Raw genomic sequence first — 21,640 nt, 5'->3', positions numbered from 1 at the left:
TTCTAGGCCGTCAATGCCGGTGGCGGCCACCGCCCGCTCAGGCCGGTAGTACCGAGGCAGTGCACCTGACATGCCTGAAGATTCCTGAATACTGGTGCGGCAAGTACGCGCCAGCCTTACTTGCCACACATGATTGACTACTAAGAGTCGCCCAAGATAACCCCTGGAATTACGTCGTCGGCTGCCTTCTTATGGCCGAGTATGCGCAGGCGGGCCACCCACTGGAACAGCTTTTACTACCTGTGGGAGGTCCTTCGCCGAAGGAACGCATCCGCGAATGATCTAACGACGACGAGTGACGGAGGCGGCATGCCTCGGCGCTGGCTTTCGTCGGCGCCGAGACGATCAACCGCCGGGGCGCCGGACCGAAGGTCCGGCGCCTGAGCTGAACCGCCGGTCCGGCGCGACCGGAGGTCCGTGTGCTCACCGCCTGCCGGGGTGCCTCCAGGGGGGCCGGCCGCGTCCCGTCCGGGCGGGATGCCGATCAGGCGCGGGCGCCCTGGATGTGGAAGTTGAAGTCGAAGTGACCCAGCGCCCCCCACAGGCGCAGCCAGATCGGCAGCAGCATCTCGGTGCCGCGCGCGGTGGTGATGTCGCCCAGGTCGATGACGTTCGTCCCGGGCCAGCCGAAGGAGACCAGCAGCTCGGTGACGGCCTTCTTGGCGTCGGTGTCGTCGCCGGAGATGAAGACGTCGTGCTCGCCCGCGACACGGGACGGCTCGACCATGATCTGGCAGTTCATGGTGTTGAGCGCCTTGACGATGCGGATCTCGGGGAAGGCGCGCTGGAGCTGCTCGCCGAGACTGTCGGTGTTGACCGGGTTGAGCGAGGGCGGCATGCCCTGGGAGAAGTCCAGCGGGTTGGAGATGTCGACGAGGACCTTGCCGTTGAGGTTCTCCGTGCCCGCCGCCTGGAGCGCCTGGAGGCTCACGGCGCCGGCGGTGGCGTTGACGACGATCTCGCCGAAGGCGGCGGCGTCGGCGAAGGTCGCGAGGCGCACCTGGGTGTTGTCCGCCTGCCACTGGGCGAACGGCGGGGCGCCGTGGCCGTTGGGCTCGGTGCGGGCGAGGGTCGCCTCGGGGTCGCGGGTGCCGATGACGACCTCGTGGCCGAGGGAGACGAGCTTGGTGGCCACGGTCTGCCCGACGATGCCGGTGCCGAGGACTGCGTAACGCATGCGGTGGGTCCTTCCGCGGGGTGGGAGGGAGGGGAAGCGCCGGCGCGGATCGGCCGTCCGGCGCTGAGAAAAAACTAAACCGATTCGTTCGGTATTGAAAGCAGGGGGAGCCTATCCCGCATTCCCATTGACTTCATCTTTTTCGCGTTTTGTCAGCATCGTGTCAATGGTGCGCCGCGTGACCCGCCGGCGCCTGTGCCGGACGCAGCCCGGCCAGCACCAGGTCCACGGCCTGCTCGGCCCACTCCGGCCGGCCGCCCCGGCCGGCCATGTAATCGGCGTAGAACGGGCCGAGCAGCGCCGAGACCGCCGCCTCCAGGTCCGCGTCGGCGCGGATCCGTCCCGCCTCCCGGGCACGCTCCAGCGCCTCGCGCAGCAGTTCCCGCCGTGGCAGTACCGTGCGCTCACGCAGGAGGGCGAGCAACTCCGGAGTGTGCGTCTCCTCGGCCAGGCAGGTTCCGATGAGCGCCATGCCCCGCACGCGCTCCACCGTCGCGGAGAAGTCCCGCAGGATCGCGATCAGGTCCGCGCGGACATCGCCACTCGGGGGCGGGGCGTCCACCATGCGCGCCGCCGCGAGCGCCGCGGTCAGCAGATCGGCCTTGGTCTTCCATCGCAGGTGGATGGTGGACTTGCTCACGCCCGCCGCGGTGGCGACCTGATCCAAGGTCATCCGGACATATCCCTGGGACGCCAGCAGGTCCAGGGCGGCTCTCAGGATCGCCTCGTCCTTCGCCGCCGACCGCGGTCGGCCGGCGCTCCTGCCGGACTTCACCTCGCGCGCGCTCACAGGAATCTCGTGCATGTTCACAGGGTAGGTAAATGCGGTACCGCACCGTTCGGTTTGGTTCGGTCCGAAAGCGCGCCGGAGCCGTGTCTACAGGAGGGTCAGGCCACCGTCCACGGCGATGACCTGGCCGGTGACGTAGCTCGCGTCGTCCGAGAGCAGGAAGGCCGTCACCTTCGCCACCTCCCAGGCGGTGCCCTGGCGGCCCATCGGGATCATCACCTGGTCGCGGTGCTCCCAGAGCTTGGCCGCGTCCCGCCCGAGCGGGGTGTCGATCAGGCCGGGGGCGACGAGGTTGGCCCGGACCCCGCGACCCGCGCCCTCCAGTGCCACATGCCTGGCCAGGCCGACCAGCCCCGCCTTGGAGGCGTCGTAGGCCGGGATCAGGCTGCCGGGGCGCAGCCCTGCCACCGAGCCGATGAACACGATCGAACCACCGGGGCCGAGCAGCGGGAACGCGCCTTTGCAGACCAGGAAGTGGCCGCGCAGGTTGACCGAGAACACCTTGTCCCAGTCGGCCGCGCTGGTCCCCGCCAGGGCGAGTCCGGAGCCGATCGCTGCGTTGAGCACGATGCCGTCCACCGGGCCCGCGCGACCGGCCAGCGCCTCGCAGGCGTCTCCGTCGGCGAGGTCGACGGTGATCACCTCGGCTCGCCCTCCCTCGCGGGTGACCAGTTCGGCGGTCTCGGTGGCCGAGCCCTCGTCCAGATCGGCGCAGACGACGGCCGCGCCCTGCCGCGCGGCCTCGATCGCGATCGCCCGTCCGTTCCCGACCGGTGGTTCCGGATCTGAGGACGGGCGGGTGCCCGCCCCCACGACGAGCACACGTCTACCTACCAAGCGACCGTTCACAACGATCATCGTAGTAAGTAACCTCTGATTCGTGAATCCCCGAGTCGAGCCGTTGCCTCCGGAGGAGTGGGACGAGTTCCTCGCCCGCGTGGTGGAGGGAACCGGCCCCTACAACGTCTTCACCACGCTGGCCCGCCATCCCGCGCTGTTCCGGGCGTGGATCGGGTTCGGCGCCGCGCTGCTGTACGGCACGCTGCCCGCCCGCGACCGGGAGCTCGCCATCCTGCGCACCGCCCATCACCGCGCGAGCGCCTACGAGTGGGCCCAGCACGTACGGCTGGCGCGGGAGGCCGGGCTGACCGAGACCGAGATCGAGGCGATCCGCGGCCACGGCCACGAGTGGGACCCCGAGGACCGGCTCGTCCTGGATCTGGCCGATGAAATGTATAAATCAGGAAATGTCGCCGATGAAACGTGGGACGCCCTGTGTGCCCGCTACGACGAGCCCGGCCGGATCGAACTCGTCATGCTCGTCGCCCACTACGACATGCTCGCCGTGGTCCTGAACACCCTGCGCGTGCCCCTGGAGGACACCGATCCGGCCGGGGCGTGACGCACGGCGGGGGACGGGGCGATTCCGCGGGCGCTCAGGACGGGCGGTCCCCTCCGGCCCCGCGGAAGGGCATGCCCGGCGGGGCCCGCGCGGGCCCCGGGACGACGCGCCCTCACCGCTTCGACGGCAGGATCATCGTGACGCCGGGGACGGAGCCGATCGCGGCCAGCGCGGGCCCCGCCTCGTCGAGGCCGATGGTGCGGGTGATCAGCAGGTCCGGGCGGAGAAGCCCGGCGGCGACCATCTCCAGCATCGCGGGGTAGGCGTGGGCGGCCATGCCGTGGCTGCCGAGGAGTTCGAGCTCGTAGCCGATCACCCGGTTCATCGGGAGAGCGGTGAGGCCGGGGAGCAGGCCGATCTGGACGTGGCGGCCCCGGCGGCGCAGGCTTTCGATCGACGACGCGCACGTCCCCGGGCTGCCGAGCGCGTCGATCGAGACATGGGCTCCGCCGCCGGTCAGGTCCCGGATGTCCGCGGCCACGCCGGGCCCGCCTCCGGCGCTCCGGGGGTCTCGGGCATGAGGGGCGGGCAGGGAAGGCGCGGCGTCGCCAGGCGCCGGGGCGTCAGGAGAGGCGAGGGGGACCTCGGCCGATGCGGCGCCGGTGACGCAGGCGGCGGCGCCGAACCGCCTGGCCAGCTCCAGGGCCTGGGGGGAGACGTCCACGGCGATCACCCGGGCTCCGGCCGCGGCGGCGATCATCACGGCGGACAGGCCGACGCCGCCGCAGCCGTGCACGGCCACCCACTCACCGGGCCGCACCCGGCCCACCGCGACCACGGCGCGGAACGCGGTGGCGAAACGGCAGCCCAGGCTCGCGGCGGTGGGGAAGGTCATCTCCTCCGGCAGCGCCACCAGGTTCACCTCCGCGTTCTCGATCGCCACGTACTCGGCGAAGGAGCCCCAGTGGGTGAATCCCGGCTGGGTCTGGCGCTCGCAGACCTGCTGGTCACCGGCCGCGCATGCCGTACAGGAACCGCAGGCGCAGACGAACGGGACCATCACCCGGTCGCCGGCCCGCCACGAGCCGACGCCCGGCCCGACGGCCTCGACGATCCCCGCCAGCTCGTGTCCGGGAACATGTGGCAGGACCCGGATGTCCGGGTCGTGGCCCTGCCAGCCGTGCCAGTCGCTCCGGCACAACCCGGTCGCCTCCACCCGGAGCACCACCCCGCCGGGCGGCGGCGCCGGAGTGGGCACCTGCCGGACCTGGAGATCGGACCCGAAGGCGTCGAAGACCACCGCTCGCACCGGCACACTCCTCTGACTGTCTGGTATGACGACTTTCCCGAGCATTCTCCGCACATGCGAGGCGTCGTGGGAAGGGCGGCCGGACGCGCGGTGTGTCCCGTCACACCGGGCGGGTGGTGGTTAGGACATGCGGGCTGGGACAGTAGGAGGAGGTCAGGAGAACCAACTGATCGGATGCTGTGATGGGGCAGAAAGTCGGCAAGGACCGATTCTCCGAGGCGGAGTTCGCCCGTTTCGGCGAGCGGCTGGAAGAGCAGCTCGCCGTGTTGCGCGAACTGCTCGCCAGACCGGGTTTCGGTGTCGGGCCCGCGACCGTCGGCGCCGAACTGGAGCTGTTCCTCACCACCCCCGACGGCAGGCCGTTCCCGCACAGTCGCGAGGTGCGCCAGGCCGCCGCCGACGACCGGTTCGTGCCGGAGCTCGGCCGGTTCAACCTGGAGGTCAACCTGACCCCGCTGCCGATCGCCGGGCGGCCCTTCACCGCTCTGCTGCGGGAGTTGAAGGAGACCATGTCCCTGGTGGACGCGGCGGCGGCCACACAGGGCGGGCAGGCGGTGGCGATCGGGATCCTGCCCTCCCTGAGCGAGTTCGACTTCACCAACGAGGCGCTCAGCGACGAGAGCCGCTATCGGGCGCTGAGGCGGGGCATGCGGCGGGTGCGCGCCGAGCCGTTCCGGGTGCGCATCGAGGGTGTGGAGGAGCTGGAGCTGGAGGTCGAAGGGGTCATCCTGGAGAGCGCCAACACCTCCTGGCAGGTCCATCTCCGCACGCCTCCCGCCGACTTCGCCCGCGTCTACAACGCCGCCCAGCTGGCCGCCGCCCCGGTCCTGGCGGTCAGCGGCAACTCGCCCGGCTTCCTGGGCAGGCGGTTGTGGGAGGAGACCAGGATCGCGCTGTTCGAGGAATCGGCCGACGACCGGGACGTGGAGCGGCGCGACCGCAAGGACCGGCGGGTGGGCTTCGGGTCCAGCTGGGTGCGGAGCGCCGGGGAGATATTCGAGGCGTGCGTCCGCGACTACGAGCCGGTTCTGCCGATGGTCTCGGAGAAGGAGCCGGCCGAGACGGGGGAGGCGCCGAAGCTGGCCGAGTTGCGGCTGCATCAGGGCACGGTGTGGCGGTGGAACAGGCCGGTCTACGATCCGGTGGGCGGGGGCCATCTCCGGGTGGAGATGCGTGCGCTGCCCGCCGGGCCGACCGCCGCCGACATGGTGGCCAACGCCGCGTTCCTGCTCGGGCTCACCGCCGCCATGTCCGTCGAGCCGGTCGAGGAGTTCCCCTTCGCCTCGGCCTACCGCAACTTCTACCGCGCCGCGATCCACGGACTGGACGCGCCGCTGTCCTGGCCCGGCGTGGAGGGAGAGATCCCGGCCGAGCGGCTGGTCCCGGACCTGCTCCACGTCGCCAGGGCCGGGCTGGAGCGGGTGGGGGTGGACCCGGCGGAGGCCGAATGGACGCTGGACATCATCCGGGAGCGCGCCAGGCTCCGCCGTACCGGTGCGATCTGGCAGCGGGAGGCCCTGGGCGGCCTCGGCGGCGACCCGGCGGCGCGGGCCGCCATGGTGGCGCGCTACCGGAAGCTGTCGCTGACCGGGGAACCCGTGCACACCTGGCCTCTATGATCACAAAAGGGATTAAGTACCGGCATACTCATGAACTCCATACCTTGATCCGCCAACCTGGGCGTGACCGGAGGAGAACCCCCCATGAGTGCGATGACGGCCGTACCGGCGGAACCGTTCGAGCTGCGCCGGGACGACGACGATTTCGCGACCGGGATTCAGGCCCTGGGAAAGCAGCTCAGACGCGTGACCCTCGACACCGTGCTGGCCAAGGCGAACCGTGTCGCGACCAGGAGGGGGTCCGCCGGGGCCGGGGCGTTCGGGACGATGAGGCCCCGGCCGGTGGACTGGTACTGCTTCGACGCCGATGACAACGCCGTCCTCGAGTGGTATCCCCAGGGCCTGACCTGCGCCTCCGACGCGGGGATCGGGGGAGGGACATTCGTCGTGAGCTGGTACTACAAGCCGGAGACGGGGGTCGAGAGGGGGATCCGCCTGTCCTTCCTCAACCCGGCGACGCTCCGCTACCGGCACGTCCTGCTCGTGCGGGCCACGCCCGACGGCGACATCGCCCCGATCGACATCCACGCCGGCGGCGTCGCGTGGTACGGCGACCTGCTCTATGTCGCCGACACCCGTCTCGGCCTGCGCGTCTTCGACACCCGGCACATCTACGAGGTCAACGGGGACGACAAGACCACGATCGGCAGGCAGGGCGGGGCGTACAACGCCTTCGGCTACCGCTATGTGATGCCGCAGACCGGGGCCTGGACCTCGGATGGCGGCGGCGCCCGGTTCTCCTTCGCCTCCATCGACCGCAGCACGGACATCGACACCCTCATCTCCGGCGAGTACGTGGACACCCCCGGCGCGTCCGGCAGGGTCGTCCGCTGGCCGCTGAACCCCGACGGCTCCCTGCGCGCCGACGAGAACGGCGTCGCCCCCGCCCTGGACGCCTACCGCCTGCCCGAGGCCAAGATTCAGGGCGCCCTCTCCTACAACGGTGTCTGGTATCTCAGCCAGGCGGCGGACTCGACGAAGAACGGCACCCTGGTCGTGATCGGCGACACGGTCAAGAAGCGGCCCTACCCCGTGGGACCCGAAGACCTCACCTGCGTCCGGGACAGGAACACCCTGTGGAGCGTGACCGAGTTCAGGGGCCGCCGCGTGGTGTACGGCGTGCCGCTTTAGCGGCCTTTCGAGCCTCAGTGCAGGGAGCCGCCGACCAGGCGCAGATCGCTCTCCACGGAGACGGCGGCGGTCACGATGGCGGCCAGCGCCTCGGCGATCATCGTGACCGGCATGGACGGCTTGGCCTGATCGAGGACCTGGGAGGGGGCGAACGGCACGTGCACGAAGCCGCCGCGGACTCCGGGCCGCTCGGTGGCGATCAGGTGCATGAGGCCGTAGAAGAGGTGGTTGCAGACGAACGTCCCGGCGCTGTGCGACACGCTCGCCGGCACCCCGGCCGTACGGGCCGCCGCCACGCAGGCCTTCACCGGCAGCGTGGCGAAGTAGGCGGCGGGGCCGCCCGGCACCACCGGCTCGTCGATCGGCTGCCGTCCGGCGTTGTCCGGGATGCGCGCGTCGTTGAGGTTGACGGCCACCCGTTCGACCGTGACGTCGGCGCGCCCCCCGGCCTGCCCCACGCAGACGACCACCGCCGGGTCGTGCTCGGCCACCGCCGCCCGCAGCCGCTCCGGCGCCTCGCCGAACACGCACGGCAGCTGTACGGCCCGCACCCCGGGCACGAGCTTGACCGCCTCCCATGACGGGTTGACCGTGGCGCCGTCGAACGGTTCGAAGCCGGTGAGCAGGACGGTCATCGCCGGGCCGCCGGCAGGGAGCAGGCGGGGGTGCCACCGGGGAGGCGGTGGCGGTTACTCGCGACGAGCCGGTAGAGCACGTGAGCCGCCCACCGGAGCGGAGGGGTCCGTAGGGCGAGCCCCAGCGGGCTCCACGGCGGCCCGGCCGCGATCAGCAGCTTGGCGACGGCCTGCGCCCCGCCGTACACCCGGCCGTTCCCGATCCAGAGGACCTCGCGCTCCGCCCGCTCCCGCGTGGTGCCGAGCGCGGCCAGATCCACGAACTGCCAGGGGGTGACACGGGCCCGGACGCCGATCCAGCGCTCGGCGAACCGGACGCTCGTCGTGCAGAAACCGCAGTCGCCGTCGAAGACCAGCACCGGTTGTTCCGTCATGGGACAGACCTTACCCAGATGGCCCGATCCGGATCGCTGCCCCTGCTGTCGTTTCCTCAGTCCGCGGGAGGTTCGTCGAGATGGCGGAAGGCCTCGTGGGCGGAGCGGACGCTTTCGCGGAGCGCCTGCTCCAGCCGGCCGGCGTCCTCGCTCAGACGCCCTATCTCCGGTACGGCGAGCGCGTCGGCGCCGGTCTCCGCGAGGAGCTCCTCGTATCGGGGGAGCCGGGCCCGCAACTGCTCGATCTGTTCCTGGGCGCGCAGCGCCCGCTCGGCGTTGGCCACGTGGCCCGCGTAGCGTTCCAGGGCCTCCACCCGGGCGACGACGGCGGCCTCGCTGGCGGCGAGGGCCCGCTCCAGCGGAGCCATGGCGGCGGCCACCTCCGGGGTGCTCCCGCCGTGAGTCAGGCCGCGGTGTTCGGTCCGCAGCGCCGACAGCTTGGCCAGCAGCCGGGCGATCTCCCACTCCTGCGCCGGGAGCATCACCGAGTTGCGCACGTCGTCGAGCATGCCGGTGGCGTTGACCCGGGACCTGAGCACATGGTCGACCGCCTGCCGGGCCCGGTCGAGCAGCAGGCCGGCGTCGTGGTCGAAGTCCTCGGGCAGCAGGTAGCGGCCTTCGTACCAGCGGGCCTGCCGGTAGATCTCGTGCTCGGACACCCCGGCCTCCAGCGGCTCCACGTTGGCCAGCGCGCTGATGAGGATCGCGAAGACGAACAGCGTGACCACGAAGAAGACCATCTGCCTGACGTTCATGAGGAAGAAGACGCCCACCAGGACGAGACCCCATCGCAGCAGGCGTTTCGGTAGGCGCGAGGAGTTCGAGGCGGGCTCGGGCCTCCACCCGGCGCGGATCCGGGACAGCAGCGGTCCTTGGCGGCGGAACAGGTCCGCCACCTCAGCGGGTACCTCCGGGTCGACCATCACGCGCTGCACGGGCTCACCCCCTTCGGAACCGTCCGGCTCGTCTGTTCTCAGGTCATTTCTCTGGGGGGTTCCAGGTGGCGGAAGGCCTCGTGGGCGGAGCGGACGCTGTCGCGGAGCGCCCGCTGCAACTGGACCGCGTCCTGGCTGAGATTGCTGATCTCCGGCGCGGAGAACTTGGCGGCACCCGTCTCGGCGACCAGTTGTTCGTATTCCGGCAGGTGAGCGAGGAGGGCGTCGATCTGCCCCTGGGACCGCATGGCGCGATCGGCGTTGGCCACGTGGCCCGCGTAACGTTCCAGGGCCTCCACCCGGGCGATGACGGCGGCCTCGCTGGCGGCGAGGGCCTTCTCCAGCGGAGCCATGGCGGCGGCCACCTCCGGGGTCCTTCCGCCGTGGGCCAGCCTACGGTGTTTGGCGCGCAGCGCCGACAGCTTGGTCAGCAGCCGGGCGATCTCCCACTCCTCGGCCGGGAGCATCACCGAGTTGCGCACGCTGTCGAGCATGCCCATGGCGTTGACCCGGGACTTGAAGACGTAGTCGATCGCCTGCTGGGCCCGGCCGAGCAGTTCCCTGGCCCCGTAGTCGAAGTCCTCCAGGAGGAGGTAGCCCCCCTTGTACCACTGGGCGTGCCGGTACAGGACACGCTCTACGGAATCGACCGGAGCGGGTTTCTTGGCGATGTAAACGCACGAGAGGATGACGGTGAAGAGGCTGGCCAGGGCGACAGGGAACGCGAAGGACAGCCCGACGGCAACCGTGAGGGCGAGCAGCGGCCCCACCGTGCCTCCGAAGGCGGCCCAGAGCGCCACGGGGATTCGCGGGCTGTCGCCCGGCTCGGGGCTCCAACCGGTTCGGAACCGTGAGAGCAGCGGGCCGTTCCGGCGCATAAGGTTGGCAATGTCCGCCGGGATCTCCGGATCAACCACCACGCGCTGCACAGGCCCGCCTCCTCCGCCACGCCCAAAGCCCGTGGCGACTAACCGATCTCAAAGTTTGCGTCTCTCTATGGTGCCTCTTTATAGGGATATGTCGCGTGCGATGGGGGCTGATCGTGATGATTGGCGGTGTGTGAAACGCACGGACGGCCGTTCCCGGTAGGAAGGATCCGCCCGCGACCAGGAGAAGCATGTTCACGTACGGCGGGCCGCCGTGCGGATCATGTGGGCCACGAGGGCAGGAGCGCCCAGGCGGGCCGCCCGGATCTGGCGGTCAGCACGTCGCACGGGATCGGGCGCCTCGCGGCCGTCATGACAGCTGTGACCCGGGGCGGCAGGTCGGCGGCGAGCACTTCACAACGTCAGCATCGAGACCGGCAACAGCCCGGAACAACGACACCGGCCAAAAAAGCCAGAAGGCCGTCAAGGCCCCCGAACTGGGACTTTGACGGCCGTTCGACCTGGTCAGCCCATAGATGCCATGGGCGGTGGTGGACGATACTGGGATTGAACCAGTGACCTCTTCCGTGTCAGGGAAGCGCTCTCCCGCTGAGCTAATCGTCCTCGGGTGAAACCAGAGCGGAAGACGGGATTCGAACCCGCGACCCTCACCTTGGCAAGGTGATGCTCTACCACTGAGCCACTTCCGCGTGCTTGCTCCGGGTCACCCCTCGGCGGCACTTGCGTTACTTTACCCGATCTCCGAGGATCGGATGTTCACGCATTGAGGTGGAGACGGGATTTGAACCCGTGTACACGGCTTTGCAGGCCGTTGCCTCGCCTCTCGGCCACTCCACCAGTCAGATCCCGGAGGATCTGCTGGAGCGGAAGACGGGATTCGAACCCGCGACCCTCACCTTGGCAAGGTGATGCTCTACCACTGAGCCACTTCCGCGCGCTTTCCGAGCCACTGCCCGGGGCACGTAGAAACTCTAGCGCGTTCGGAGCGCGGATGTGCGCAACCGGGCGGCTCAGGAGAGATCTTCACCTGGGAAGCACCTGGACGTCGGCGGCTCGGACGAACATGATCCGGTGGCCGAACTGGATCTGGTGGTAGCGCGCCTCGCCCCTGATGAGCCGGTGGTTCGCCGGGTTGAAGCCGGCCGTGCGCAGGTAGGCGGCGCGAGTCGTCCCGCCGAAGCTGTAGAGCTGCCCGGCCGGGAGCGTGTACTGCAGGGGGGTGAGCGCCTGCGGCTCGATGCCCTTGGGATAGGCCGATTTCTCGGGATAGGCCCTGCCGTACACCTTGACGGGGGCGCGACCGGGCCTGGCCGTCACCAGGCGGCCGGAGGCGGGCACGGACGTGCGGGCGTCCGCCGGGTCGTAGAACCACGCCTTCTGCCCGAGGTACCAGATGGCCGTCCAGTCGCCCTTGCGCCCGGCGAGCGCGTAGCGCTGGCCGGTGGAGGCGCGGGCCGCGTGATCGTAGACGCTGTAGGTGGAATCTCCCGTGGAGTGCTTGCCGATGTCCTTGACCAGAGGGGAGTCGGGAGAGGGGCGGCTGTGCAGCCAGACCGAGGTGGCGCCACGGCTGCGGCATTCGCCGGACTTGGTGCAGCCGGTGAAGCGGGGATTGTTGAGGGTGTAGTCGGGTTTGATCAGCACCGAGCGCGCGGAGGGGTCGGACGAGCCGGTCAGAGGGCTGCCGAGCAGTGTGAAGTAATGGTCCCAGTCCCAGTAGGGGCCGGGATCCACGTGCATGCCGGGTACGCCCGCCGGGGTGGTGCCCGGCACGTTGTCATGGCCGAGGATGTGCGCCCGGTCCAGGGCTATCGTGTATTTGCCGGCGAGGTAGCGAACCAGTTTGGCCGAGGACCGATACATCGCCTCGGTGTACCAGGCGCCCTTGGCCAGGTAGCCCTCGTGCTCCAGGCCGATGGAACGGGAGTTGATGTCCCAGTTCCCCGCGTGCCAGCCGATGTTGTTGCCTCGCAGGTGCTGGGCGATGTGGCCGTCGCTGGAGCGCAGGGTGAAGTGCCAGCTCAGGTAGTCGGGATCCCTGGCCAGCCGGGTCATGACGTCGTAGCAGGTCTCCCCGTCGTGGATGACGATGTAGTCGATCTGGCGGGGTTTGGTGTACCGGTCGTAGTTGCCGTAGTCGCCGTTTTTCAGTCGCCGATAGGAGGCCGGGAGCCACTCGCAGGAGACGGTGGACGGGCAGTCGGGCGCCCCGCTCTTGGCCCCGGCCGAGGTCCCGGCCTTGGCCGTGTCCGTGGTCCTGGGTCCGGTGTCGGCCTTGGTGGTATCCGTGACTTTGGTCCCGGTGCCGCCTTTGGCCGTATTCGAGGTCCTGGGTCCGGTGCCGGCCCCGCTTCCGGTCTTGGTTCCCGCTCCGGGCCCAGGCCCGGTCCCGGCCGCGGTCTCGGTCTCGGCCGCGGTTCCGGTCCCGGTCTCGGCCGTGGTCGCGATCTCGGCCGAGGCCGTGGTCGCAGCCTCGGTCCCGGCCGAGATCGCGGTCGTGGTCGTGGTCGCGGACATGTGGTGCAGCTCTGTCGGGCCGGGCTGCCGCATCGAAGGCAGGTCCGGGGCCGGGCGCAGGACCACCGGCTCACCGTCGTCGGTCACGCGGGCGGCGCCGGCGCGGATCGTGGCGTAGACCTCGTCGGCGAAGAATCTCGCCGCCTTCTCGTCCGTCGTGCCGGAGTATCGGGCCACCGCTTCGTACCAGCGCGCCGGATCGGTGTCCGGCTGCGCGCCGATGCGGCGCTGGTGGTCGGCGAGCAGCGCGGCGCCGCCCCGGATGTTGGCCGCCGGATCCCGGCGCAGCGTGTCGGGGGAGATCCCGGTCAGCTTCGCCGCCCGGTGCAGGGTGTCCTCGGGCGGGGGCACAGCGAGGCGCGGGGGCACGGCGAGGCGCGTAGGCATGGCGAGGCGCGGGGGCACGGTCTCGTACGGCCGGGCTTTCCCGAACGGCCGGGCTTCGTCGCCGCGCGGATCCTCCTCCCCCTCGCTGTGATGAGGACGGCCGGGATCGAGCTGGGCGTCGACCAGGTGCATGGGGCCGTAACCCGCCGAGACGCTGGGCAACCCGTCGTTGGCATCCCATCTGGACTCCAGATAGGAGACGGCGAGCAGCACGCTTTCCGGCACGCCGTACGTCCGGGCCGCCTGGGTGAAGGCCGCCTGCCTGCTGTCGGGTGCCGCCTCCCCGGAGGAGGACGGAATCAGTACGGCGACAGCGGCGAGGGCGGTGATCCCCGACAGACGGCGCATGGTGGCTCCTCCCAGCCGGATGACTACTCAGAGTTATGAGAGGCTACCGAATGTCGCGCGGTTGAGGTCGGCTTGGGGCAGGGGTTGCGATTTCTGCCCGAAATCGGGCAGAAAACTTGGTGAATGCCATTGATGCTGCGTATGGTCCTGCTCTGTGTCCACGGCATGGCATCCGCATGAGGAGCTGATCACCCACCTGGCCCGGACGAGCATGCTCGGCCCGGGTGAGGCGGCCCGGGTGGTGGCGGACGTGCTGGCTTACTTCTCCGAACCCGTCGAGGAGTTCGTCCGGCGGCGTCATGCCGAGCTCAAGGCCAGGGGGCTGGTCAATGACGAGATCTTCCGTCGGATCGCCGCCGAGCTGCCGGCTCGCCGTGTCGCGGCACCCGAACTCTCCCTGCGCCAACTGCGCCGGATCGTCTATGGGTAAGGAGCGCTCAGATGTGCGGAATCGTGGCTTACGTGGGGCCGAAGGACGCGGCGCCCTTCCTGCTGGAGGGCTTGCAGCGCCTTGAGTACCGGGGCTACGACTCGGCCGGCGTGGTGGTCTCCAACAAGGGTCTGAAGATGCGCAAGGTCAAGGGCCGGGTGGCCGACCTGGCGGCGGCCGTACCGGCGCGTTTCAAGGGCACCTTGGGAATCGGGCACACCCGCTGGGCCACCCATGGCGCGCCCAGCGACGTCAACGCCCACCCCCACCTGTCCACCGACGAGCGCATCGCGGTCGTGCACAACGGCATCATCGAGAACGCCGACGAGCTGCGCGCCAAGCTGGAGGCCGACGGTGTGGTCTTCGTGTCCGAGACCGACACCGAGGTGCTGTCCCACCTGATCGGCCGCACCGTCAAGGAGACCGACTCGCTGGAGGAGGCGGTCCGGATGGCGCTCAAGCGGGTCGTCGGCACCTACGGCATCGCGGTGATCGACGCCCAGCGGCCCGGCGAGGTGGTCGTGGCCCGCAACGGCAGCCCGATCGTGCTGGGCATCGGCGAGAAGGAGATGTTCGCCGCCTCCGACGTGGCCGCGCTGGTCCGCTACACCCGTCAGGTGGTGCACCTGGAGGACGGGGAGCTCGCGGTGCTGAAGGCCGACGGGTTCCACACCTTCGCCAGCGACGCGCGGGAGACGGCCAAGGAGCCCCTGACCGTCGACTGGGAGGCCGGGCACTACGACACCGGCGGTTACGAGCACTACCTGCTCAAGGAGATCTCCGAGCAGCCCGACACCGTGGCCCGGACGCTGCGCGGGCGTCTCGACGACCGCTTCCACATCGCCCACCTGGGCGGGCTCAACATGGACGCGCGCGAGAGCCGGTCGTTCCGCCGCGTGAAGATCATCGGCTGTGGCTCCGCCTACTACTCGGGCCAGATCGGCGCCCAGCTCATCGAGGAACTGGCACGGATCCCGGCCGACGCCGAGCCGGCCAGCGAGTTCCGCTACCGCAGCCCGGTCGTGGAGCCCGACACCCTCTATGTGGCGATCAGCCAGTCGGGGGAGACCTACGACACCCTCGCCGCGGTCCAGGAGCTCAAGCGCAAGGGCGGCCGGGTGCTCGGCATCGTCAACACCGTCGGCAGCGCGATCGCCCGTGAGTGTGACGGCGGCGTCTACCTGCACGCCGGTCCCGAGGTCTCCGTGGCGAGCACGAAGGCGTTCACGTCGACCGCCGTGGCCTTCGCACTGCTCGCGCTGCACCTGGGCCGGGTGCGCGACCTGTCCCCGGCCGACGGCCGCCGCATCTGCGAGGGCCTGCGCAGGCTGCCCGGCCAGATCAAGGAGATCCTCGCGCTGGAGCCGCAGATCAAGGAGCTCGCGCGGAAGTACGCCCACTCGCCGAGCATGATGTTCGTGGGCCGGGTCCGGGGTTACCCGGTGGCCCGCGAGGGCGCGCAGAAGCTCAAGGAGATCTCCTACGTGCACGCCGAGGCCTACCCGGCCAGCGAGCTCAAGCACGGCCCGCTGGCGCTGATCGGCCCCGAGATGCCGACCGTGGCGATCGTCCCCGACGACGAGCTGCTGGACAAGAACCTCACGACCCTGGGCGAGATCCGCGCGCGTGGTGGCCAGGTGCTCATGGTCGGGCACCGTACGGCCGACCCCAAGCTGGCCGACGACTGTGTCGTGCTGCCCAAGAACGAGGTCGAGCTGGACCCGATCCTGATGTCGATCCCGCTGCAGATCTTCGCCTACCACGCGGCCGTGGCGCTGGAGCGCGATGTGGACAAGCCTCGCAACCTGGCGAAGAGCGTCACCGTGGAGTGACCGAATTCCCCAGGCATCTCTGAGGCCCCTGTAAGCCGCCTGATGGTGATAAGACCCCCCGACATGTGTCAGAAAGTGACATGTCTGTAACCTAGGGTATTGGGGGTTCTTGGGGGGAGGGCGCTTATGCACCGCAGGCGATTCCTCTCGCTCGCCGCGGGGCTCGCGGTCGCCGGCGGCTGTGGCAGGGTGGGCGGCACCGGCGCGCCGGTCATGAACCGGTTGACCATCGTCGCGCCCGCGGCCCGCGGGCAGGGCTGGGACCAGGCCGCCCGCGCGCTGGCCGCGGTCCTGGTCGCGGAGGGGCTGGCCCGGATGGTCGAGGTGAGCAACTATCCGGGAGGCCTGGGCTCGGCCGCCCTGGGGGCGTTCGTCACGGCCCGCGGCCCGTTCGTACGCGAAGGCAGGCTGCTCCTCACCGGAATGCCGATGGTGGCGGGGGCGGAGATCGCCAACGCCGCCTCGGTGGTGAAGTCCACCACACCCCTGGCCCGGCTGGTCGGCGACTGGGCGGTCCTGGCCGTCCCGGTCAAGTCCCGGCTGCGCTCCTTCGAGGACTTCGCCGCGGTGCTTCGCCGGAACCCGGCCGGGCTGGTGGTGGGAGGCCGCCTGGAGGGTGGTTCCGACCACGTGCTCTACGGCATGATCGGCAAATGCCTGGGGGTGGACGCCCGGCTGCTGGACTACGCCGCGTACTCCGGCTGGCCGGAGGCCTTCGAGGCGGTCCACGACGGTCGCGTGGCCGCGCTCCTGGGGTCCGCCCGCTCCTTCATGCCCGAGATCGCCGCCGGCCGCCTGCGGCCGCTGGTGGTCTCCTCCGCCGAGCGGATCGAGGGGATCGACGCGCCGACGCTGATGGAGCTGGACGTCCGGCTGGAGTACACCGACTGGTGCGGGGTGCTCGGCCCGCGCGGCATGAGCCGGGAGGACCGGGACGCGGCCGTCGCCCTGTGCGACCGCATCGACGGTTCGCCGCGCTGGCGGGCCCTGTGCGCGGCCAACGGCTGGAACCGGGTCTACCTGAGCGGGGACGATTTCCGCCAGTGGCTCACCACCGAGACCGGCCGCACCCGGGGAGTTCTCGGTGAACTCGGACTACTGAGTGCTACCGCCACAAGCTATCGCCACAAGCTGTTGGGGTAGTTGCGTCGGGCGGCACTAGATGTAGGATCCTGCTCGTCGCTGGTTCGCCCCGCAGGGGGCGAGGCAAGAGGGAACCCGGTGGGAATCCGGGGCTGCCCCGCAGCGGTGAGCGGGAACGACCGCCGTCATGAGAGCACTGGGTGCACCTTGCCCGGGAAGCGACGGCCAGTAGGCGTGTGCGAGGCGCCCGCGAGCCCGAAGACCTGCCGGTGACATGTGGGAGAGGGAGCCGAGCCGGGCACCGAGGGACGCGTGGAGCGGCCCGAAGCGTGCGAGGCGAGGCGGGCTCGACCACGAACACTGTCCAGGGCCTCGAGGGAGGGTTCGCGGGACGAGGCGGTCCGGCGTGCCCGGAATCGCTTCAGACGCGTGCGCCCTTCTGGCGGGAAGCCGTATGGGGAATTCGAGCACGCGAGGGGTAGTACGTGACACTGACCTTGGTCGGGGACGCCAAGGAGGCCGGGAGCGACCTGGCCGACCGCCGGTTGGCCATCGAGGAGGCCGCCGCCCGGGTCATCACCGACCCGGAGAACTCCAAGATCGCTGCCGGGCTGCTGGCCGAGCTGATCGCCGACGAGGCCGCCGGACACGGAGTCCGGACCTTCTCCGAGTCCATCGCCGCGACCCACGCGGCCGGGCTGGTCCAGGAGGGGCTGGCCGCCTTCGTGGCCGCCCACGCCGAGGCACTGGACGCGCTGGTGGCCCAGGACGCCGACGGCAGGTTCGAGTATTTCGGGCTGCGCACGGTCTACGACCGCTACCTGCTGCGGCACCCCGAGACCCGCAAGGTCCTGGAGCGCCCGCAGCACTTCTTCCTCCGGGTGGCCTGCGGCCTGTCGGAGACGGTCGAGGAGGCCGCGGAGCTCTACGAGCTCATGGCCACCCTGTCCTACCTGCCCAGCTCGCCCACCCTGTTCAACTCCGGCTCGCGCAGGCCCCAGCTGTCCTCCTGCTTCCTGCTCGACTCTCCCCGGGACGAGCTGGAGGCCATCTACGAGCGCTACGGGCAGGTCGCGCGGCTGTCCAAGTACGCCGGGGGGATCGGCATCGCCTGGACCCGGGTCCGCTCGCGTGGTTCGTTGATCCGGGGCACCAACGGCCACTCCAACGGCATCGTGCCCTGGCTGCGCACGCTGGACTCCAGCGTCGCCGCGGTCAACCAGGGCGGCCGCCGTAAGGGCGCGGCCTGCGTCTATCTGGAGACCTGGCACGCCGACATCGAGGAGTTCCTGGAGCTGCGGGACAACACCGGGGAGGAGGCCCGCCGTACGCACAACCTGAACCTGGCCAACTGGATCCCCGACGAGTTCATGCGCCGGGTCGAGGCCGACGCCGTGTGGTCGCTGCTCGACCCCAAGGAGGTCCCGCACCTCACCGACCTGTACGGCGCCGCCTTCGACGAGGCCTACCGGGCCGCCGAGGCCGAGGGCCGGTTCGTCAAGCAGGTCCCGGCCCGGGTCCTGTACGGCCGGATGATGCGCACCCTCGCCCAGACCGGCAACGGCTGGATGACCTTCAAGGACGCGGCCAACCGGACCTCCAACCAGACGGCCCGCCCCGAGAACGTCATTCACCTGTCCAATCTCTGCACCGAGATCCTCGAGGTCACCAACGACGCCGAGACCGCCGTCTGCAACCTCGGCTCGATCAACCTCGCCGCCCACCTGACCGGTCAGGAGGTCGACTGGGTACGGCTGCGCCGGACCGTCCGCACCGCCGTGCGGTTCCTGGACCGGACCATCGACCTGGGCTTCTACCCGACCCCCGAGGCCGAGACCGCCAACCGCAGGTGGCGGCCGATCGGGCTGGGCGTGATGGGCCTGGCGGACGTGTTCTTCACGCTGCGGCTGCCCTTCGACTCGCCCGAGGCGCTGGAGCTGTCCACCCGGATCTCCGAGGAGATCGCGCTGGCCGCCTACGGCACCTCTTCGGACCTGGCCGTGGAGCGGGGCCGTCACCCCTCCTACGACGAGACCCGGGCCGCCGGCGGCGTGCTGCACCCGGACCACTACGGGGCCGGGCGGTCGCCGGAGTGGGCGGCGCTCAGGGAGCGGATCGCGCGGACCGGCCTGCGCAACTCGCTGATGATCGCGATCGCGCCCACGGCCACCATCGCCTCCATCGCGGGCTGTTACGAGTGCATCGAGCCCCAGGTCTCCAACGTCTTCAAGCGCGAGACCCTGTCGGGGGAGTTCCTCCAGGTGAACCGCTACCTGGTCCGTGACCTTTCGGCCCGGGGCCTGTGGACCCCGCAGATCCGGGACGCGATCAAGCGGGCCGACGGCTCCGTTCAGGACGTTCCCGGCATGCCGGAGGACCTGAAGGCGCTCTACCGGACCGCCTGGGAGCTGCCGCAGAAGGCGCTGATCGACCTGGCCGCGGCGCGCACGCCGTACATCGACCAGTCCCAGTCGCTGAACCTCTTCATGGCCACGCCGACCATCGGCAAGCTCTCCTCGATGTACGCCTACGCCTGGAAGTCCGGCCTGAAGACCACCTACTACCTGCGGTCCCGGCCGGCCACCCGGATCGCCCAGACGACCGTCTCGCAGGCGGTGCCGGAGCCGGACGCCGTCGCGTGCTCCCTGGAGAACCCCGAATACTGCGACGCCTGCCAGTAGGCGTCTCCCGAAAGGCTTTCCCCGATGCTGCTCGACCCTGGAATGGACCTCACGCTGCGGCCCATGCGCTACCCGGAGTTCTACGAACGCTACCGGGCCGCGATCCGCAACACCTGGACCGTCGAGGAGGTGGACCTCAACTCCGACCTGGCGGACCTGGCCAAGATGACGCCGGAGGAGCGCCACCTGATCAACCGCCTCGTCGCGTTCTTCGCGACCGGTGACTCGATCGTGGCCAACAACCTGGTTCTCAACCTCTACCAGCACATCAACGCCCCGGAGGCGCGCCTGTATCTGAGCAGGCAGCTTTTCGAGGAGGCCGTGCACGTCCAGTTCTACCTGACGCTGCTGGACACCTACCTGCCCGACCACGACGAGCGGGTCAAGGCCTTCGCCGCGGTCGAGCACATCCCCTCGATCCGGGACAAGGCCGAGTTCTGCTTCCGGTGGATCGACTCGCTCGGCGGGCTGACCCGGCTGGAGTCGCAGGACGACCGGCGGGCCTTCCTGCTCAACCTGATCTGCTTCGCCGCGTGCATCGAGGGCCTGTTCTTCTACGGGGCCTTCGCCTATGTCTACTGGTTCCGGTCCAGGGGGCTGCTCAGCGGCCTGGCCACCGGGACCAACTGGGTGTTCCGCGACGAGTCCATGCACATGGAGTTCGCCTTCAGCGTCGTGGACACCGTGCGGGCCGAGGAGCCGGAGCTGTTCGACGACAAGCTCGGCGCGCAGGTCACCCAGATGCTGGAGGAGGCGGTGGAAGCCGAGCTGGCCTTCGCCGCCGACCTGTGCGGCGACGGCCTGCCCGGGATGAGCGTGCACCAGATGAGGCAGTACCTTGAGTATGTGGCCGACCAGCGGCTGGTCCGGCTCCAGCTGCCCATCCGGTACGGCACCGCCAACCCGTTCGCGTTCATGGAGTTGCAGGACGTGCAGGAGCTGGCCAACTTCTTTGAACGACGGGTATCTGCCTATCAGGTAGCTGTTGAGGGGAATGTCACTTTCGACGAGTCCTTCTGATTATGTGGTGATCCATCGGGCACTCGTGGTCGGAGCGGACGACGAGGGGGGACATCGTCAGTGTCCAGATGGATCATCATGCTCATCTCCGTGCTGGCCGCGGCGGCTGCCGTGGAGGTGGTACGGCGGATTCTGAGATCGAAGCTGGTCGACGAGAAGTGGGTGCTCGCCGAGCCGCTCCTGCGCCGCTGCACCTGGCCGGGGTTCGCCACGGCGGTCGTGGTCACCGCCCAGACGGCCTACGAGCCGGGCATGGCCGGCGGCTCGACCAACCAGCTGATCGAGCGATCGCTCACCTTGGCCACGATCGGGTGCGTCACCTGGCTGATCATCGAGGCCGCCTACGCGATCACCGACGTGGTGCTGGAGCGGCTGGTCGCCGTCGAGGGCGAGCGCAACCGGCGGGCCCGCCGGATCCGCACGCAGATCACCCTGGTCCGCCGGGTGGCCTCGGCGGTGATCATCGTGGTGGCGATGGGCGCGATGCTCTTCACCTTCCCCCAGGTGCGCGCCCTCGGCGCGGGGCTGCTGGCCTCCGCCGGAATCGCCGGCGTGGTCGTCGGCGTCGCCGCCCAGTCCACCCTGGGCAACATGCTCGCCGGGCTGCAGCTGGCCTTCAGCGACGCGCTCCGGCTGGACGACGTCGTCGTGGTCGAGCAGGAATGGGGCCGGATCGAGGAGCTCAGCCTCACCTATGTCGTGCTGCGCCTGTGGGACGAGCGCAGGCTGGTGCTGCCGGTCTCCTACTTCACCACCAACCCGTTCGAGAACTGGACCCGGCACGGCAGCCGGGTGATCGGCGCGGTGTCCCTCCGGGTGGACTGGTCGATCCCGGTGGAGGAGGTGCGCACCGAGCTCTATCACGTTCTGCGCGAGCACCCGCTGTGGGATCAGAAGGACTGGGTCCTCCAGGTCGTCGACACCCTCCCCGGCGGGCTGCTGGAACTGCGCGCCCTGATGAGCGCCGCCGACTCTCCCAGCGCCTGGGACCTCAAGTGCGACGTGCGCGAGCACCTGGTGAAGTTCATCCGGGAGAAGTATCCCGAGTCGCTGCCCCGCCTGCGGGTGGTGGAGGAGAGCGACAAGTATCTCGCCTCGCCGCCCCGCCTCCAGGGGGAGGAGGACGAGAAAGAGATCTAGGGC

At 70.0% G+C, this 21,640-nt stretch carries 18 protein-coding genes, 4 tRNA genes and 1 riboswitch; of the genes, 9 read left to right on the top strand and 13 right to left on the bottom strand.

Annotated elements, in window-relative coordinates:
- Positions 1 to 484 precede the first annotated feature (484 nt).
- From ACFY2X_RS14910 to ACFY2X_RS14900, 3 genes are all read right to left on the bottom strand, one after another.
- Complete coding sequence (locus ACFY2X_RS14910; RefSeq protein WP_389937954.1) at positions 485 to 1,177, bottom strand: NADPH-dependent F420 reductase; 693 nt, start codon at positions 1,175 to 1,177, stop codon at positions 485 to 487.
- Between the two features lie 163 nt (positions 1,178 to 1,340).
- Positions 1,341 to 1,982, bottom strand: a complete 642-nt coding sequence (locus tag ACFY2X_RS14905) for a TetR/AcrR family transcriptional regulator (protein WP_389937951.1) — start codon at positions 1,980 to 1,982, stop codon at positions 1,341 to 1,343.
- A gap of 72 nt (positions 1,983 to 2,054) precedes the next feature.
- The gene (locus ACFY2X_RS14900) at positions 2,055 to 2,825 is read right to left on the bottom strand and encodes an SDR family NAD(P)-dependent oxidoreductase (RefSeq protein WP_389937947.1); all 771 of its coding nucleotides are present in this window, start codon (positions 2,823 to 2,825) and stop codon (positions 2,055 to 2,057) included.
- A 22-nt stretch (positions 2,826 to 2,847) separates the two neighbouring features.
- Between ACFY2X_RS14900 and ACFY2X_RS14895 the strand changes: the two genes are divergently transcribed.
- Positions 2,848 to 3,369 carry a carboxymuconolactone decarboxylase family protein gene (locus ACFY2X_RS14895; protein WP_389937944.1) on the top strand — a complete coding sequence of 174 codons (522 nt, stop codon included), beginning with the start codon at positions 2,848 to 2,850 and terminating at the stop codon, positions 3,367 to 3,369.
- Positions 3,370 to 3,481: 112 nt separating this feature from the next.
- Here the strand turns inward: ACFY2X_RS14895 and ACFY2X_RS14890 are convergent, their stop codons facing one another.
- Positions 3,482 to 4,618: a zinc-dependent alcohol dehydrogenase family protein gene (locus ACFY2X_RS14890; RefSeq protein WP_389937941.1), complete on the bottom strand. Its 1,137-nt coding sequence runs from the start codon at positions 4,616 to 4,618 to the stop codon at positions 3,482 to 3,484.
- A gap of 182 nt (positions 4,619 to 4,800) precedes the next feature.
- On the opposite strand from ACFY2X_RS14890, the gene ACFY2X_RS14885 reads away from it, so the two are divergent.
- Both ACFY2X_RS14885 and ACFY2X_RS14880 read left to right on the top strand, forming a co-directional pair.
- Positions 4,801 to 6,237 carry a glutamate--cysteine ligase gene (locus ACFY2X_RS14885; RefSeq protein WP_389937938.1) on the top strand — a complete coding sequence of 479 codons (1,437 nt, stop codon included), beginning with the start codon at positions 4,801 to 4,803 and terminating at the stop codon, positions 6,235 to 6,237.
- A gap of 84 nt (positions 6,238 to 6,321) precedes the next feature.
- Complete coding sequence (locus ACFY2X_RS14880) at positions 6,322 to 7,368, top strand: hypothetical protein (protein WP_389937936.1); 1,047 nt, start codon at positions 6,322 to 6,324, stop codon at positions 7,366 to 7,368.
- 14 nt (positions 7,369 to 7,382) lie between these two features.
- Here the strand turns inward: ACFY2X_RS14880 and pcp are convergent, their stop codons facing one another.
- From pcp to ACFY2X_RS14835, 9 genes are all read right to left on the bottom strand, one after another.
- Positions 7,383 to 8,003, bottom strand: a complete 621-nt coding sequence (gene pcp, locus ACFY2X_RS14875) for a pyroglutamyl-peptidase I (protein WP_389937933.1) — start codon at positions 8,001 to 8,003, stop codon at positions 7,383 to 7,385.
- The gene (locus ACFY2X_RS14870; RefSeq protein WP_389937931.1) at positions 8,000 to 8,377 is read right to left on the bottom strand and encodes a thiol-disulfide oxidoreductase DCC family protein; all 378 of its coding nucleotides are present in this window, start codon (positions 8,375 to 8,377) and stop codon (positions 8,000 to 8,002) included. The genes pcp and ACFY2X_RS14870 overlap by 4 nt, the downstream gene beginning before the upstream one ends.
- 56 nt (positions 8,378 to 8,433) lie before the next feature.
- Positions 8,434 to 9,312, bottom strand: a complete 879-nt coding sequence (locus ACFY2X_RS14865) for a hypothetical protein (protein ID WP_389937929.1) — start codon at positions 9,310 to 9,312, stop codon at positions 8,434 to 8,436.
- 38 nt (positions 9,313 to 9,350) lie between these two features.
- Positions 9,351 to 10,241 (bottom strand): hypothetical protein, encoded by an 891-nt coding sequence (locus tag ACFY2X_RS14860; RefSeq protein ID WP_389937926.1) that lies wholly within the window; start codon positions 10,239 to 10,241, stop codon positions 9,351 to 9,353.
- 486 nt (positions 10,242 to 10,727) lie between these two features.
- A tRNA-Val gene (locus tag ACFY2X_RS14855) sits at positions 10,728 to 10,802 on the bottom strand.
- Between the two features lie 14 nt (positions 10,803 to 10,816).
- Positions 10,817 to 10,888, bottom strand: a tRNA-Gly gene (locus ACFY2X_RS14850).
- 77 nt (positions 10,889 to 10,965) lie between these two features.
- Positions 10,966 to 11,036: transfer RNA gene (locus ACFY2X_RS14845), tRNA-Cys, on the bottom strand.
- A gap of 22 nt (positions 11,037 to 11,058) precedes the next feature.
- Positions 11,059 to 11,133: transfer RNA gene (locus ACFY2X_RS14840), tRNA-Gly, on the bottom strand.
- 89 nt (positions 11,134 to 11,222) lie between these two features.
- Positions 11,223 to 13,451, bottom strand: coding sequence for an N-acetylmuramoyl-L-alanine amidase (locus ACFY2X_RS14835; protein WP_389937924.1), 2,229 nt, complete (start codon positions 13,449 to 13,451; stop codon positions 11,223 to 11,225).
- A gap of 211 nt (positions 13,452 to 13,662) precedes the next feature.
- Between ACFY2X_RS14835 and ACFY2X_RS14830 the strand changes: the two genes are divergently transcribed.
- From ACFY2X_RS14830 to ACFY2X_RS14805, 6 genes are all read left to right on the top strand, one after another.
- Positions 13,663 to 13,881, top strand: coding sequence for a hypothetical protein (locus ACFY2X_RS14830; RefSeq protein ID WP_389938541.1), 219 nt, complete (start codon positions 13,663 to 13,665; stop codon positions 13,879 to 13,881).
- An 11-nt stretch (positions 13,882 to 13,892) separates the two neighbouring features.
- Positions 13,893 to 15,713 carry a glutamine--fructose-6-phosphate transaminase (isomerizing) gene (gene glmS, locus ACFY2X_RS14825; protein ID WP_389937921.1) on the top strand — a complete coding sequence of 607 codons (1,821 nt, stop codon included), beginning with the start codon at positions 13,893 to 13,895 and terminating at the stop codon, positions 15,711 to 15,713.
- Positions 15,714 to 15,839: 126 nt separating this feature from the next.
- Complete coding sequence (locus tag ACFY2X_RS14820; protein WP_389937918.1) at positions 15,840 to 16,856, top strand: Bug family tripartite tricarboxylate transporter substrate binding protein; 1,017 nt, start codon at positions 15,840 to 15,842, stop codon at positions 16,854 to 16,856.
- A 23-nt stretch (positions 16,857 to 16,879) separates the two neighbouring features.
- A riboswitch (cobalamin riboswitch) is annotated at positions 16,880 to 17,082 on the top strand.
- A gap of 199 nt (positions 17,083 to 17,281) precedes the next feature.
- Positions 17,282 to 19,477, top strand: coding sequence for a ribonucleoside-diphosphate reductase subunit alpha (locus tag ACFY2X_RS14815; RefSeq protein WP_389937915.1), 2,196 nt, complete (start codon positions 17,282 to 17,284; stop codon positions 19,475 to 19,477).
- A gap of 24 nt (positions 19,478 to 19,501) precedes the next feature.
- The gene (locus ACFY2X_RS14810) at positions 19,502 to 20,497 is read left to right on the top strand and encodes a ribonucleotide-diphosphate reductase subunit beta (RefSeq protein ID WP_389937912.1); all 996 of its coding nucleotides are present in this window, start codon (positions 19,502 to 19,504) and stop codon (positions 20,495 to 20,497) included.
- Positions 20,498 to 20,557: 60 nt separating this feature from the next.
- A complete protein-coding gene (locus ACFY2X_RS14805) occupies positions 20,558 to 21,637 on the top strand; it encodes a mechanosensitive ion channel family protein (RefSeq protein ID WP_389937909.1) in 1,080 nt (359 codons plus the stop codon).
- Positions 21,638 to 21,640: the final 3 nt, after the last annotated feature.

It is taken from the genome of Streptosporangium sp. NPDC000396, assembly GCF_042898655.1.
In the GTDB taxonomy this organism is placed as follows: domain Bacteria; phylum Actinomycetota; class Actinomycetes; order Streptosporangiales; family Streptosporangiaceae; genus Streptosporangium.
This window is presented reverse-complemented; position numbering and strand designations above follow the sequence as displayed.